The organism is Stutzerimonas chloritidismutans (assembly GCF_020783375.1).
Lineage (GTDB): Bacteria > Pseudomonadota > Gammaproteobacteria > Pseudomonadales > Pseudomonadaceae > Stutzerimonas > Stutzerimonas kunmingensis.
On record NZ_CP086067.1, the window covers coordinates 3,064,569 to 3,080,147 of the forward strand.

The 15,579-nt window shown below is 63.7% G+C and carries 9 protein-coding genes and 1 tRNA gene; 3 read left to right on the plus strand and 7 right to left on the minus strand.

Annotated features, from left to right (window positions below; genetic code table 11):
• Positions 1-13 precede the first annotated feature (13 nt).
• A complete protein-coding gene (locus tag LLJ08_RS14155; protein WP_228207308.1) occupies positions 14-1,900 on the minus strand; it encodes a sigma-54-dependent Fis family transcriptional regulator in 1,887 nt (628 codons plus the stop codon).
• Between the two features lie 257 nt (positions 1,901-2,157).
• Between LLJ08_RS14155 and LLJ08_RS14160 the strand changes: the two genes are divergently transcribed.
• The 3 genes from LLJ08_RS14160 (at position 2,158) to LLJ08_RS14170 (ending at position 8,342) form a co-directional block, all read left to right on the plus strand.
• Positions 2,158-4,038 carry an NAD(P)/FAD-dependent oxidoreductase gene (locus tag LLJ08_RS14160; RefSeq protein ID WP_228207309.1) on the plus strand — a complete coding sequence of 627 codons (1,881 nt, stop codon included), beginning with the start codon at positions 2,158-2,160 and terminating at the stop codon, positions 4,036-4,038.
• Between the two features lie 397 nt (positions 4,039-4,435).
• A complete protein-coding gene (locus LLJ08_RS14165) occupies positions 4,436-5,986 on the plus strand; it encodes a sensor domain-containing diguanylate cyclase (protein ID WP_228207310.1) in 1,551 nt (516 codons plus the stop codon).
• A 226-nt stretch (positions 5,987-6,212) separates the two neighbouring features.
• The gene (locus LLJ08_RS14170; protein ID WP_228207311.1) at positions 6,213-8,342 is read left to right on the plus strand and encodes a TonB-dependent siderophore receptor; all 2,130 of its coding nucleotides are present in this window, start codon (positions 6,213-6,215) and stop codon (positions 8,340-8,342) included.
• A 98-nt stretch (positions 8,343-8,440) separates the two neighbouring features.
• Here LLJ08_RS14170 and LLJ08_RS14175 read toward each other — a convergent pair whose 3' ends face one another.
• The 6 genes from LLJ08_RS14175 to LLJ08_RS14200 all read right to left on the minus strand — a co-directional run bounded on the left by LLJ08_RS14175 (position 8,441) and on the right by LLJ08_RS14200 (position 15,544).
• Entirely contained in the window at positions 8,441-10,402 is a 1,962-nt protein-coding gene (locus LLJ08_RS14175) for a methyl-accepting chemotaxis protein (RefSeq protein ID WP_228208946.1), read from the minus strand.
• 496 nt (positions 10,403-10,898) lie between these two features.
• Positions 10,899-10,974 (minus strand) — tRNA-Thr (locus LLJ08_RS14180).
• Between the two features lie 84 nt (positions 10,975-11,058).
• Positions 11,059-11,817 carry a DUF3618 domain-containing protein gene (locus tag LLJ08_RS14185; RefSeq protein ID WP_228207312.1) on the minus strand — a complete coding sequence of 253 codons (759 nt, stop codon included), beginning with the start codon at positions 11,815-11,817 and terminating at the stop codon, positions 11,059-11,061.
• Positions 11,814-12,239: a phage holin family protein gene (locus LLJ08_RS14190; RefSeq protein ID WP_014819822.1), complete on the minus strand. Its 426-nt coding sequence runs from the start codon at positions 12,237-12,239 to the stop codon at positions 11,814-11,816. The genes LLJ08_RS14185 and LLJ08_RS14190 overlap by 4 nt, the downstream gene beginning before the upstream one ends.
• Entirely contained in the window at positions 12,236-13,018 is a 783-nt protein-coding gene (locus LLJ08_RS14195) for a hypothetical protein (protein WP_228207313.1), read from the minus strand. The genes LLJ08_RS14190 and LLJ08_RS14195 overlap by 4 nt, the downstream gene beginning before the upstream one ends.
• Before the next feature lie 447 nt (positions 13,019-13,465).
• A complete protein-coding gene (locus LLJ08_RS14200; protein WP_228207314.1) occupies positions 13,466-15,544 on the minus strand; it encodes a glycoside hydrolase family 5 protein in 2,079 nt (692 codons plus the stop codon).
• Between the last annotated feature and the right edge of the window lie 35 nt (positions 15,545-15,579).

Sequence of the window (15,579 nt, forward strand, 5' to 3'; positions counted from 1 at the left end):
CGCGCCCGCCGGTTCAGTTACGCGAGATGCCGTGCTTGCGCAGCTTGCGATAGAGCGTATTGCGACTGATCCCCAGCTGTTCCGCCACCCGACTGACCTGCCAGTGCCGTTCGCGTAGCACCGTGAGCAGGGCCTCGCGCTCGGCCGACTGCAACGGGTCACGAGGTGCCTCGACCTCGCCCATTTCGGCCGGCAGCACGGCAAGCACGTCGTCCAGCCCAACGCGCCCCTGCTCGCTCAGCGCGACCAACGTGCGCAGCAGATTGCGCAGCTGCCGCACGTTGCCCGGCCAGCTGTAGCGCAGCAAGGCTTGCCGCGCGGCCGGCTCGAGACAGATCGATTCGCCTTGCGCTTCTTCCGCCAGCAGGTGATCGAGCACCGCAGCCTTGTCGCTGCGCTCGCGCAACGGTGGCAACGCAACCATCAGCCCGCCAAGGCGGTAATACAGGTCTTCGCGGAACGCGCCGCTGGCCACTAGCGCGCGCAGGTCGTGATGACTGGCGCTGATCAGGCGGATATTCAGTTCGGTCGGCGCGGCAGCCCCCAGCGCGGTGACCTTGCGTTCCTCCAGCACCCGCAACAAGCGCGTCTGCAGCGCCAGCGGCATGTCGCCAATCTCGTCGAGAAAGAGAATCCCGCCGTTGGCCTGCTCCAGCTTGCCGACCATACCCTCGCGCCGCGCGCCGGTGAAACTGCCGCCGCGATAGCCGAACAGTTCGCTTTCGATCAGCGTCTCGGGAATCGCCGCGCAATTGAGTGCCACGAACGGCCGACCGGCGCGGCTGCTGGCGCGATGCAGTGCGCTGGCGAATGCCTCCTTGCCGGTGCCGGTCTCACCTTGTAGCAACACCGGCACGTCCCGCTCGAGCACCTTCAGCGCACGGCTGAAACCGGTGCGCATTGACGGATCGAGCAGGCACAGGCCCGGCACATCGGCCGGCTCCTGGCGCGGCGCAGCAACCACGCGCAGCTGCGGCCCGCGCAGCTGGCAGAACAGCCGCTGACCGTCATGGGTATGCAAGGGCCAGCAAGCCCCCGGCTGCGGTCGCGCACGCTCCAGCAACTGATCCAGACGCACATCGAGCACAGTTTCCAAGGGCCGGCCTAATAGCGCCTCGCGGCTACTGGCGAGCAGGTTGAGCGCGGTTTCGTTGATCGCGGTGATCCGTCCCTCGCCATCGAACGCCAGCAGGCCTTCGCTGAGCAGGCCGATGTATTCGGGCTGGGCATGGAAGCGCAGCAGGTAGTTGCCCTCGCAGTGCTGCAGGAAGAAACAGCTTTCGATGAGCTTGGCCGACAGGTTGGTCAGCGCCATGGTGTGAAAACGCCGCTGGCGCGACAGGTCTTCACGCGCCGACGACACATTGAGTACGGCAAGCAAACCGCCTTCGGCATCGAACACCGGGCTCGCCGAACAGGTCAGTGCTGCGTGCCGACCACGGAAGTGCTCGTCACGCCGAATGGTCAGCGCCTGGCGCTCCAGCAGGCACAGGCCGACGCCATTGGTGCCCTCGGTCGCCTCGTTCCACACCGCACCGAGCCAGAGCCCGGCGCGCTGGAATTCCGCGCGCTCGGCCTGATCCGCCACGCTGTCGATCACCACGCCGCTGGCGTCGGTCAGCAGTACCGCGTGGCCGCTGCTGCCCAGCTGCTGGTGCAGGCTGTTCATCTGCCAGTGGGCGACGGCGATAACCCGGTCCAGCCGCTCGCGATGCTCATTGAGCCGCGGACTCTCGATCACGCAGGGCGCGCGCGGGCTGGTGGGGTCGAGCTGATGCTGCTCCAGGCAACGGCGCCAGGAACGCGCAATGGCGGGATCGGCAGCCGGGCCCTGGCTGGCGGACGTGCCGTCACCAAAGCTGAGGACCTGGTGCGCGTGCTGACTGAGGCGAGAGGTCATTCTTGTTGTTCTCCGCGATGTTTCGAGGCGGTTTCGCGCCCAGCATAGGCCAATCGCCCGGCCGCCGCATGCTGTGCCACGGCTGGTACAGAGTGTCACCCCCGCCGTACCGGAGATGGCACAGCGCAGCCTCGACCGGGCAGTCCCGATACGACTCCAGGCCAGATACGACGCGGCGCGCCGGTTGCTGGCCCGCCGCTTGCTCTGCTGCAAGCACGGTATCCCCGTGAATAACAACAATGACCAGGAGAACCACCATGCGTCCCAGCAACGACGTTCCGTTCGATCTGAAAACCGATAACGGCAGCGACCTAGGCGGTGACCGCCAGACCACCGACACCCGCTCGCCCACCGAACAACTGGCCGCCTGGGTCGAACGCCTCGGCCAGCGCCTGGCGCAACGCGACGTCGATGGCACGCTTGAGCTGTTCGCCGACGACTGCCACTGGCGTGACCTGGTGCTGTTCAGCTGGAACCTGATCACCCTCGAAGGCAAGGCCGACATTCGTGACATGCTGGAAAGCCGCCTGGAAGCCACCCGGCCGGACAACTGGAAGCTCGAAGGCGAAGCGAGCCTGACCGACGGCGTGCTCGAAGGCTGGATCAGCCTGGAAACCGACGTCGCCCGCGGCAAGGGTTATGTGCGTCTGAAGGACGGCCTGTGCTGGACGCTGCTGACCACCATGCGCGAGCTGAAGGGGCACGAGGAACCGCTCGGACGCCGCCGGCCACTGGGCGCCGAACACGGCCACGGCCTGGCCGACAAGCGCAACTGGCTGGAAAAGCGCCGCGACGAGGAAGCCGCGCTGGGCATCACGGAACAGCCCTATTGCCTGGTCATCGGCGGCGGCCAGGGCGGCCTCGGCCTCGGCGCGCGGCTCAAGCGCCTCGGCGTGCCGACGCTGATCGTCGACAAGGCCGAGCGCCCCGGCGATCAATGGCGCGGACGCTACAAGTCGCTGTGCCTGCACGACCCGGTCTGGTACGACCACATGCCCTACCTGCCCTTCCCCGACCATTGGCCGATCTTCACACCCAAGGACCAGATCGGCGACTGGCTGGAGATGTACGCCAAGGTCATGGAGCTGAACTACTGGGCGAAAACCGAATGCGTGAAGGCGAGCTTCGACGAGGCCGAGGGCCGCTGGACGGTCGACGTGCTGCGCGACGGCAAACCGATGACCCTCAAGCCCGCACAGCTGATCCTCGCCACCGGCATGTCCGGTGTGCCCAACGTGCCGGTCTATCCGGGTGCGGAAACCTTTGCCGGCCAGCAGCACCATTCCAGCCAGCATCCCGGCGGCGACGCCTGGCGCGGCAAGCGCGCGGTGGTCATCGGTGCCAACAACTCGGCCCACGATATCTGTGCGGACCTGGTGGAGAACGGCGCGGACGTCACCATGGTGCAGCGCTCCAGCACCCATATCGTGCGCTCCGACACGCTGATGGAAGTGGTCTTCGGCCCACTCTATTCGGAGGATGCGGTCGAGAGCGGACTGACCACCGACAAGGCCGACATGCTGTTCGCCTCGATCCCCTACAAGGTGCTGCCGCAGTTCCATCGCCAGGCCTTCGAGCAGGTCAAGGAACGCGACAAGGCCTTCTACGACCGCCTGGCCGCAGCGGGCTTCATGCTCGACTTCGGCGATGACGAATCCGGCCTGTTCCTCAAGTATGTGCGCCGCGGCTCGGGCTACTACATCGACGTCGGCGCCTGCGAGCTGATCGCCGACGGCACCATCAAGCTGAAAAGCGGGCCTGGCCTAGGCGTCGATCACATCGAGCCGAATGCCGTGGTGCTCAACGATGGCAGCCGCCTGCCGGCGGACCTGATCGTCTACGCTACCGGCTACGGCTCGATGAACGGCTGGGCGGCGCGGCTGATCTCCCAGGACGTCGCAGACAAGGTCGGCCGTTGCTGGGGCCTCGGTTCCGGCACCACCAAGGACCCGGGCCCGTACGAAGGCGAGCTGCGCAACATGTGGAAGCCCACCCAGCAGCAGAACCTCTGGTTCCACGGCGGCAACCTGCACCAGTCACGGCACTACTCCCTGTACCTGGCCTTGCAACTGAAGGCGCGCTTCGAGGGGCTGGATACCTCGGTCTACAAGCTTGCGCCGAGCTATCACCAGGGCTGAAGCCAGATCGGCTAGCTCGAATGAAACAGGCCCGCATCAGCGGGCCTGTTTCGTAGTCGGCTCAGCCCCGCCCAGGGCAACAACCATCACGTTCAGCACAGGCAGAGCCAGACAAGGCAGCGCCAGTTATCGGCTCAGCCGAGCTGCGCCAGCCGCCACAGCACATGGGGCCCGAGCGGCCGCCCAGATCAGGAAGAACACCCGCACCTCTCATTTGCCATACTGCGATAGTTGTACCGGCAGCAGGCGATTGACCCAGAGCAGGCCGCCAGCTCTATATGTATGAGAAGCCATTCGTCAGCCGCACGCTGCCTGTATCATTCCCGGCCCTTTGGCTTCCACTTGCCCTGAAGCCTCCATTGGCGCATGCCAAGCACGCATCGGAGAATCGCGTTTCATGCACCGGCTGGATCTACAGAAACTCACGCTGCTGCTGGCGCTCGTCGCCGGCCTACTGACCTTCGGTAACACCTTCTTCGCCGGCTACAGCTCACAGCGCGATCAGTTGTTCGAGCAGACTCTGGAGGCAAATCGGGCCTATGCGCGCAAGCTCGCCGACACCACCGATCAGTTCTTCCTCAATAGCCGTCGCGAGCTCGCCTATGCCGCAGAAGAGCTGTCGACGCGCTTCGCCGACCCGATCGCGCGTGACAACGAGACCGAACGACTCAAGCTCAAGAGCGAGCAGTTCAGCCGGACCGTTATCGTCAGCGCCTCTGGAGAGATCGTCTCGGCGTCGCCGGAAAGCGCCGGCCTGGTCGGGCTCAAGGTCAACAGCACAGGCGCGGCACGCGCACTGAAAGAGCGTAAGCCGCTGACCACGGATCCCTACGTGGCCACCGATGGTACCTATCTGATCGCGGTAACCCATCCCATCTTTGCCCCCGATGGCAGCTACCTCGGCTATATCAGCGCCTCGCTGTTCCTGCGCGAGCGCAACGCACTGCACGGCCTGCTGGGGGTGCATTACTACCGCGACGGCTCCTACCTGTACGTGGTCGACACCCAGGGCAGACTGATCTTCCACGAAGACGGCAAGCGGGTCGGCCAGAACGTATCGAGCAATGCGGTGGTCCGGCAGGTGCTGTCGGGCCAGGAGGGCAGCCAGCGCGTCATCAATACGCTCGGCGTGGACATGCTCGCCGGCTTCGCGCCCATGCAGAGCACCGGCTGGGGCATCATCGCCCAGCGCCCGACCGCTGCCATCACCGCGAAGCTCGAACAGCTGGCACGGACCACGCTGCTCAACGCAGTGCCGTTCACGCTGATCTCGCTCGCGGTGTTCTGGTGGCTGTCCAGACTCATCTCCAGGCCCATTCGCGCGCTGGCCGACACCGCCGAACACTGGGGTGCACCGGAAGCCGCCGCCCGTATCTCGACAGTCAATTCCTGGTATTTCGAGGTCTCGCGATTGAAGGTCGCGATGCTCGCAGGCGTCTCCCTGCTGCAGCAGAAGATGGGTGCACTGGAAGCGGCGTCCATGACCGACCCGCTGACAGGATTGCGCAACCGCCGCGGCCTCGAACTGGCCCTCAAGCAGTTCGACCTGCTCGATCAGCGCTACGCGGCAGTGACACTGGATATCGATCACTTCAAACAGGTCAACGACCAGCACGGCCATGACGTGGGCGATGCGGTGCTGCGCTTTCTCGCCGAAATCATGAAGGAATGCTCACGCCCCACTGACGTGCTGTGCCGCATGGGTGGTGAAGAATTCCTCATGCTGCTGCCCGAGACAGACGCCGCCGGCGCCAGCATTGCGGCAGAACGCCTGCTCGCCCGCCTGCGGCAAACTGCTAGCCCGACCGGCGCACCGGTAACAGCATCCATCGGCATCGCCTGCAGTGACCGCTATGCGTCCTCCGACGCGACTTTCAAGGCCGCGGACGAGGCGCTCTATCAGGCAAAGCGGGCCGGCCGCGACCGCGTCGTCCTGGCCTCCGCCTGAGCGCCGAGCAGCCGCCGGATGTGACCCCCGAGCCGCTTGGCAGCCGCCGCTCACCTGCGCTGCGCGGCGCGCTGGGTGCCTGTCGCCACGCGCTCGATCTGCCTGCGCCGCTACGCCCAGCGCAACCTGCCGTAGCATGCGACAGTTGAGATATATTTCTATTTGATAGTCGTTTTCGTTGCGATTAGGATGCCCGCCCTCGCTCCCTTCCCTCAAGGATCATTCGATGCGGCGCCTTCTCCTCCCGATGCTCGCGGTTCCAGCCCTCACCTGCCCTGCCGTGGTTTCAGCCAACGACGAACCGCCTGCTGAACCGCTGGCACTGGAGGAGATGCAGGTCACCGCATCGGCCGAGCGCGCCGACGGGCCTGTGCAGGGCTACCGGGCAACCCGCTCGGCCAGCGCCACCCGCACCGACACCGCGATCCACGAAACCCCGCAGTCGATCAGCGTGGTCCCGGCGCAGGTCGTCGAAGACATCGGCGCAACGCGCCTGGAAGATGCGCTCGATTACGCCGGTGGCGTGGAACGTGGCAACAACTTCGGCGGCCAGGGCCTGACCGAATTCCTCGTGCGCGGCTTCAGCACCCAGGAGTTCTACCGCAACGGCTTCGCGGTGAACCGTGGCTATCCCAACATGCCCGACGCCAGCACGCTGGAGCGCATCGAAGTGCTGCGCGGCCCGGCCTCGATGCTGTACGGTCGCGGCGATCCGGGCGGCACCTTCAACATCGTCAGCAAGCAGCCGCAGGCGGAGCGGCGCACGGTACTCGGCAGCCAGGTGAACACCGACGGACTGCGCCGCGGCACACTGGACACCACCGGCGCACTGGACGAAAGCGCAGGCTTTACCTATCGCCTCAACCTGGTCGCCGAAGGCAGCGACAGCTTCCGCGATCACGTCGAAAGTGAGCGCTACAACATCGCGCCAGTGCTGCGCTGGCAGCTCAGCGACGACACTGCGCTGATCCTCGAAGGCGATTACCTGCACAACCGCCACCCCATGGACCGTGGTCTGACCCGCTACCCCAATCAGGCCGGCGACCTGTCGCGCGATCGCTTCCTCGGGGAGGAAAGTGCCGGCAAGCTGACCAACCAGAACGCCACCACGCAACTGCGCCTGGAGCACCAGCTGGACAGCCAGTGGATGCTGCGCGGCGGCATCCAGTACCTCGACGGCAGCCTGGACGGCGGCGCGGTGGAGAACAATGACCTGGCCGCCGATGGCCGCACGGTCGGACGCAACTACAGCGAGCGCTGGCTGAACTGGAACGACCTGGCTGTGCAGGCCAATCTGGAGGGTCACTTCGATGCCGCGGGCCTGGCCCACACGCTGCTGCTCGGTGTGGAATTCGACGACTTCAACTACGACTCCCAGATTGATCGCTCGGGTGGTGCGACCAGCGACTTCCCGATCGACCTCTATGATCCGGTCTACGGCCAGCCGCTGCCGGCGCTGACCCGCACCACGACCTACGATGACGAGAACCTGAAGTCCTACGCGTTCTTCCTGCAGGACCAGATCGCCCTCACCGAGCGCCTGACAGCGCAGGTCGGCGCGCGCCTGGAACGCTTCGAGCAGCGCTATGAAAACAAGCTCACCCCCGCCGGCAGCTGGGACCAGGCGCACAACGCAGTTTCCCCGCGTTTCGGGCTGATCTACGACCTGACTGAGGAGTTGGCCGTCTACGCCAACACCTCGCGCTCGTTCAAGCCCAACCGCGGCGCCGACCGCAGCAGCCAGGCGTTCGACCCGGAAAAAGGCATCGCCCACGAAGTCGGTATCAAGTACGAGCTGCCGGAGCATGACCTCAGCGTCACCGCGGCGCTGTTCCACATCACCAAGGAAAACGTGCTGACCAGCGATCCGCTCGACAGCAACTACCAGGTCGCCGCCGGCGAAGCGCGCAGCCGCGGCTTCGACATCAGCGTGGCCGGCAACATCACCCCGCAATGGCGCGTGATCGGCGGCTACGCCTACGTCGATGCCGAAGTCACCGAAAGCTCGAACGCATCGATGCCGACCGGCACGCGCCTGGCCAACGTGCCGCGGCACAGCTTCAATTTGCTGGATACCTACGAATTCGCCGAAGGTCCGCTGGCCGGGCTCGGCGTTGGCATGGGCGTCAAGTACGTCGGCGACCGCAAGGGCGGCGCCACCAGCACCGCGTTCGACATGGACGCCTACACCACCGTCGACCTGCTCGCCTACTACCCGCTGACCGAACGGGTTCGCCTGAACCTGAACCTCAACAACCTGTTCGACGAAGAGTACGAAGAGCGCGCCTGGGGCAACATCTGGGCCTACCCGGGCGCCCCCCGCACTCTCCAGGCCGGCATCGCGATCACGCTGTAACGAAGAAGGGCCCAGCCTGTATGGCTGCGCCCCCCGCCTCGCGCTACCCCGGCCAGCTGCGGCCGGGGCTTATGGACTCAACTCAGCAGGCGCACGCGTCAAGCGACCTTGAACCGACCAACGAGCTGCTGTTGCTGCTCGGCCAGGCGCGCAAGCTCCAGACTGGTCATCGCCGTCTGCTCCGCACCGGCGCTCACCTGAATCGCGACATCGTTGATCTCGACAACGTTGCGATTGATGTCTTCGGCCACCGCGCTCTGCTCCTCCGCCGCTGTGGCAATCTGCAGATTGCGATCACTGATTGCAGAAACGCCGTCGGCAATCTCCGCCAGCAACTCCCCAGCACGGCCGATGTTGCTCGAGCCGGTCTGAGCCTTGGCGAGCGTCTCCTGCATCGAGCGCGCGGCCCGGTCAGCCCCGCCCTGGAGATTGGCAATCATGTCCTGAATGCTGCCGGTGGATTCCTGCGTCTTCTGGGCAAGCGTACGTACCTCGGACGCAACGACAGCGAAGCCGCGGCCATGCTCCCCTGCTCTCGCCGCCTCGATAGCCGCGTTCAGTGCGAGCAGATTGGTCTGATCGGCAATGCCGCGGATCACATCCAGTACGGACGAGATCGAATCACTCTCACGCTTGAGGTCCGCAATGATGCTTGCGGTTTGATCGGCCTGACTCGACAGCTGGCGAATGAGCTCGATGGTGCTCTCGACTTCGGCCCGGCCTTGCGCAGTGTTGGCGTTGAGCTGCTGCGAGAGTTCGGCGGCATCGCTGGTGCTTCTCGCAACGTCGCGCACGGTCGCGCTCATCTCGTTTATCGCGGTAACCACCAGCTCGGTTCCCTGCCGCTGGCGATCGATGCTCTGGCTTGTCTGCACGGTCACCGCGGAGGACTCCTCCGCCGCCGTGGCCACCTGCGCGGTAGCGTTACTGATCTCGCCGACGACCTGCTTGAGCTCGACGGCCATGAGATTGAGGTTGCGCGAGATTTCGCCAAACTCGTCCCTGCCTTCGTAATGCGCCGTTGCGGTCAGATCCCGAGCGGAAAGCGACAACAGCGCATGATTCACATCCTGCACCGCCAGTTTGATGTTGCGAATGATCAGGAAGGAAAGGCCGGTCACCACCAGCAGCGCAATGATCACCGCGGCGAGCGTCAGCCAAAGCGCGTTGCTCGCCTCATCGCGAGCCCGAGCGGCCAGTGTGCCCACTTCCTGCGACAAGGCCTGCTCCAGCTCACCCATCAGGTCGATCCGGCTGGTCGCCGTATCGAACCAGCTCTCGCTGTCGATACCCAGGCTCTGCCCGATCGGCACCTCGAAAGCCAGACGTTGCAGACGTGCAACTTCAACGGCGCTCGGCTGCTGCAGCTTTTCATCCAGCAAACGGATGAAGTGCTCCGAGGCCGCACGACGGAAGCCGTCCATATAGGCTGAGAATTCACCCAGGTTTCGGCTGAAGGAGGCAAGCAGTGCCGCGTCGAACCGGTCCTGACCGAACACCACGCCCAACAACGCCCGTTCGCGCCCGGCTCGCTCCTTCATCTCGACGAACTGATTGAGCCCGCCTAGCGCTCGTGCAAGCGTGACGTCCTGCACGCTGCGCTCTACCTCGTGGGTAAAGCCGATCAACGCCTTGATGTAGCCAGTAAAGCGAGAACCGGAGTCGATGCTGTTGATTACGAACGAGTCGATTTGCGAACGTGTTGCCTGAAGCTCATCGAGCGAGGCCAAGACGCCCCCGATCTGCGAGCCTTCCTGTTTGGCAAGCACCTGCATGGCACTCAACGCTTCGTCAGTCGCTTGCCGCATCCCCGGCAGGCGCCTGGCCATGGTACGTCCCTGGCTCCCCAGATAGACGCCGCTCGCACCACGTTCACGTTGCAATGCAGTGATCAGCCGGCTCACGTTCTGCGCGGCCACGCTGGCCTCGACGGTGCGCTCCATCTGCCTCAGGGTGGCGTAGCTGTCAACGACATACAGGCTGGCCAGCCACAAAAAACCGAGCATCGGACACGCGAGGATCAAAAGAAGCTTCGCGCTCAAGGGAATGTTTCTAAGCATGCGTACCTCAGTGCTCCAGGTCATGGAGTTACGAGTGGCAGAAGGCAGGGTGCGCGCAACCGCCGCGTACCGTCCGGCACGCGCGAGGAAGCGATTTATCGGTTTATTGGTCGGTCGAGCGGTAGCGTCGGATGCTGTAGCACGTCGCAGGACGACCGACCCTTCAGCGCTTATCAGCGACCGTCTTGAACTGGCACGCATTCTTTCTGGTGCACAGGCGCGTAACCCTGACCATAGTCAATAAATTAGCGTCAAGGTACTGCCGGCTGTCGGACACAACACCGGTGGCAACCGAGCAGGTCTAGAACCACGGGGTTAGCCGGCCTGGCGAGAATGTGTTTTGGGCGCTTGAGCCTTACAACGACCCAGTCCTTGCTTGATTGAAAGCCCACGAGGCGAGAAAGGAGGTAATGCAGCCTGAAGCCGATAACGAGGGGATGGTTCGGCAAAACCACCACAAAAAAAGGGCTAGCCGAAGCTAACCCTTTGATTTCATTGGTGCCGGAGACAGGAGTCGAACCTGCGACCTTCGCATTACGAATGCGCTGCTCTACCTACTGAGCTACACCGGCGCCAGGCCGCGGATTATCGGGGGTTCTGCGGTTGGACTCAAGTCCGCGCACATCGCCCTCGATACTCCGATCCGCGTCATTCGGTCAATGTGGCCGCGACGCCGGCTGGCCGTGGTCGCGTTCGAGGTCGTGCTTGACCTGGCCGGCCAGTTGCTCGCCTTCGGCGCTGGCCATCGCATAGCCCTCGCGGGCCTTGTCCTTGATCTTACCGGTCAGCTCGTCGCTCTTCTGGCCCATCAGTTCGTCTTCACGACGGGTCGGTGGAACCGAGGCCGCCAGCAGCGCGCCGAGGGCGATGCCCATGGCGCCCAATGCCAGCGGTTGCTCGTTGAGCAGCCGAGTGAACCCGCCGCGCGCACGGTCTGCGGTGTGCCGCAGGCTTTCCGCGGCGTGCCGGCTGGAGTCACCAACGCGATGACGGGCATTGCCCAGTGAGCTGGAGGCGCTATGGCTCATCTGCGCAGCCTTTTCCTTGATGCCGGTGCCCTGCTGCTTGAGACCAGAGGCCTTGGCGGCGAGCTTGTCGGTCATCGACGGACCGGTCGAAGCGCTGTCGCTATAGTCCGGGCGGCGATTCTGCCCGGCCATCAGCCACACCAGGCCGACGGAGGTGAGCAGCGTCGGTACCGGATTGGCCTTAACGGTATCGGTGAGGTTATGCAGGAACTCGCCACCGCCGCCTTTGGCGTAGCCGAGCGCGGTATCGATCATCTGCCCCGGGGAGAGCTTGCTTTCCAGCGCGTGGACAATGTTGCCGATTTCGGCGCGCTGCTGGTCGATCTCGCGCTCCAGCGTGTCGGGGTCCTTTTGTGCTTCTACGTCTACCTGGTTATGCGTGCTCATGCGTGCCCCCTTACGACTTCTTTATCCTTCTGCAGCGAATGGATGGTGCGGTCGGGTTTGAACGAAGAGGCTTCGAACTTCTTCTTGCCGGCCGAGACCATGATCATGCCGATGACCACCACGACCACGCCGACGATCAACGCGGCGAGCCAGGGTTCCATCATGGTGCTGAGGAAGTAGACCGCCGACATCAGCAGGATGATGAAGCCGGCCAGCAGCACCGCACCGCCGGTTGCGACGCTGGCAGCGCCGGCCTTGGTGGCACGCAGCGATTCGTTCAGCTCGGCCTTGGCCAGCGCCAGTTCCTTGGTGAACAGCGACGGCACTTCGCGGGTCAGCTGCCGTAGCAAACCGCCGACCGAGTTATCGTGCTCGGGGTTGCCGGGTTCGTAAGGCGTATTGAGGTTGCGTTGTTCGTTCATCGATTAAGCCCTCCGTTCGTGCCTTTGCCAGTGCTGCCAACGCCGTTGCTGCCTACGCCATTGCTGCTGCCCGTGTTCGGCGCCATGCCAGCGTTGCTCACACTGCCGACGGTACTGCCCGGTGCGCCACTGGAAATGCGCGAGTCCAGTTCGGACTGGCTCGGCAGCGTCTCGGCGGTTACGTCTGCCGGCACGCCGAGCGGCGAAGTCGGATGCGGGCGACTGGCGTCGGAATGGCCGTAATCGGTCGTTGGTTCACGCGTTGTGGATTCAGCGCGACGGCTGGACGCGCGGGCGAAACGAGTCAGGCCGAAGCCAAGTGCAACGCTGCCGGCAATGAACAGGCCGGGATTGTTGCGAGCCAGACGGTTCACCTCGCCCACCAGCTCATCGACGCTCTTGCCGCGCAGGTTGTCGGCCAGGTCGACCATGCTCTGCGCCATGTCGGAGACGTAATGGGAAAGGCCAGTGCGATCCTGGTTTTCAAGTTCTGCCGCTGCTGCCTTGGCACTCTGCGCAACCTTTTCCAGCTCATCGGCGGCCGTACCGCGGTAGCTGTCCAGCTGAGCCTTGCCTTGGTTCTTCACCTGCTCGCCGGCTTCGCGCGCCTTTGACTTGAGTTCCTCGGCACTCGGAGCGGAAGCGGAGCTGCTTGCCTGCGTGGTGCCAGCCTGGCCTGTCTGGCCGGTGGGCTGAGCGGGAGCGCTCGATGACTGCGCATTGGCGTCGGTTCTGGCTTGGCCGCCGTAACCTGTGATCTCTTCATCGGGTGTCGTCATTTTGTCCACCTTTATAGGGTCATAGGGTTTGGCCGGATGACCACGGTCCGTGAAGCACAGCAGTGCGGGGTTCCGCGGCTGTGCGATTTCAGTACGCACATAAATGGTGACCGGACCCAAATTTTCGAGTTCCGTGTTTCTGGCCAAGCGGTACGGGGCTTCGCAGACCGAGTTCGGCTATGCCGCACGGTAGGAAGGGAGGACGTGAAACAGCGCGATCTGGTGGCGATCTGCCCGCGATTGGCGCGCAGCCGGCATGCAGCTTGGCTTGGGGGGAATGCGAAGGGCGAACAAGCGGAACGGCGGGAATGGCAGCGATGGTGACCATCGGGTCAGCTCACTGGCGATCACCCCGTCACAGCGAGCCGACGAGCTGTAATCAGCCAATGCAGTATAGGAACGCAAAAACGGGCCCTTGGGGCCCGTTCTTGTTTGGATGGTTTGTCGTTACAGCGGACCCACGCTGGTGCAGCTGTTTGCGGCTTTGGCGTGCTTCTGCAGAACCGGCAGCTGCGGACGGTACTTACCACTTTTCACGTCCAGGGACATGGAGTACTCGCCCCACCAGGGACCGGCAGCCCAGTAGGTGCTCGGGATGCAGTTCTGACGCAGGTAAGCCAGCAGGTTGTCGGTAGCGACGATGGCCGAGGGCGAGAAGTCCGGTACGCCGTGCTCACCGATATAGCCGCGCAGCTTGTTCTGCTTGAGCCAGTCGACGAAGGGCTTGACGCGATTGACACCAATCATCGGGTCGAACTTCTCGGCCTTGTCGAAGTAGTTGCCCGAGAAATCCTTGTCCACGTACATGTGCGCTTCATAAACCAGGTTGTTCTTCGGATCACGCATCCACGGGTTGGTGACCAGCTGGGTGTTGTAGTGCGGCCAGTGGAAGGCGCTCGACCAGCGATCGCCCGCTACGTAGATCCAGCGCTTGGAGTCGACGGTGCGGATTGCCTGAGCAGCAGCCAGGGCAGCTTGCGGCCAGAGCCCGTTGGTGGAGTGCGGCTCGTTCATCAGGCCGTAACCCTCGACGGCAGGATGGTTGACCACCTGCTGCACGATCTGCTTCCACACCGCAGCGAAGGAACTGATGGGCACTTCTTTGGAGCCGATCAGCTTGCCGTAGTAACGGTAGTAGTTGTGCAGGTCGAGAATCACCTTGACGTTGTGCTTCTGCGCGAAGTCCAGCGACTGCTTCAGACGGGCGAACTCCTCAGCGTTGAGCGGAGAGTTCAGCTTGGGCTGGATTCGCTCCCAGAGGAACGGCAGGCGAACCAGCGGCATGCCCAGGTCGGAGTACTTCTTGTAGTACGACTCGGCCGGGTAGGTGTAGTTGGTGCCATGCTTGCCCGGAACAACCGACGGGCCGAAGCCTGCGCCGGACAGGTTGACGCCAACCAGCAGCGGCTTGCCGTTGGTGGTGTCAGGTGCGGTAGGCGCAGGCGCCGGTGCTGCTTCTACCGGCGGAGTAGTCAGAGCCGGAGACGAAGGAGTGCTGGTCGATGTGCTGACCACCGAGATGGTCTTCGGATAACCCAGGGTGGTGCCATTGATCACAGCGCCGTCGAGAAAGACGCTCATGTTGCTGCCCACCAGCTGAGTGCGCAGCACCTTGCGGGTCTGGCCGTCAGCGAGCTTCACCACAGCGCCAGTCTTGAACGCTGCCACGTTGGCGCTGCTTGCCTGAATAGAGAAGGCGGCAGCAGTACGGAACATACCGTTCAGCCAATGAGTATTGGTGTAGTTGTTCAGGTTACTGGTCGCAATGACTGAGTTAGTCGGAGCAGTAGGCGCCGGAGCCGGGCTGGTAGTAGAGGTTGTCGCCAGCGACAACTTGTTGGGTGCGCCGACCACACTCCCGTTAACTGCCGCACCCTCGAGATAGACGCTCATATTGGCGCCGACAACTTGCACCTGGGTAACTTTGCGGACCTGGCCATCTGCCAGTTTTGCCGACGCACCAACTTTGAAAGCGGCCTTGTTGGCAGCACTTGCTGGAATGGAGAAGCCCGGCGACTTGCGCCATACACCATTGAGCCAATCGGTATTGGTGAATGCATTGATGCTGGTCGAGTGTGCAGCGACGGTAGTCGGTGCAGTGACCGGAGCGGTGGAAGTTATCGGCGCCGTAACGGCCGTACTACCGATGGTGACCACCTGCGGTGCGCCAACCTTGTTGCCGTCCAGTTTTGCACCTTCCAGAAAGACGCTCATGTTGCTGCCGACGATCTGCGCGCGGCTGATCTTGCGTACCTGACCGTCTGCCAGTCGTACCGAAACGCCGGCCACGAACGCGGTGCGGTTTGCCGAGGTAGCCGGGATCGAGAAGCCGGCGCCGGTGCGCCATACACCGTTCAGCCAATCGGTGTTGGTGAACGCGTTGATCTTGGCGGAAACCGATACAGCGGCAACCGTGGATGCAGCGGCATAAGGCGTGGTTACAACAGTGACGCCACCCAGAAGAACAGCGGCGGCGATGGAAGCGACGAGTGCCTTGCGGGCACCGGAAAACAGGTTGGTGGACATTGAGTCTCTCCGGAACTTACTACTTCAAAGGCCGA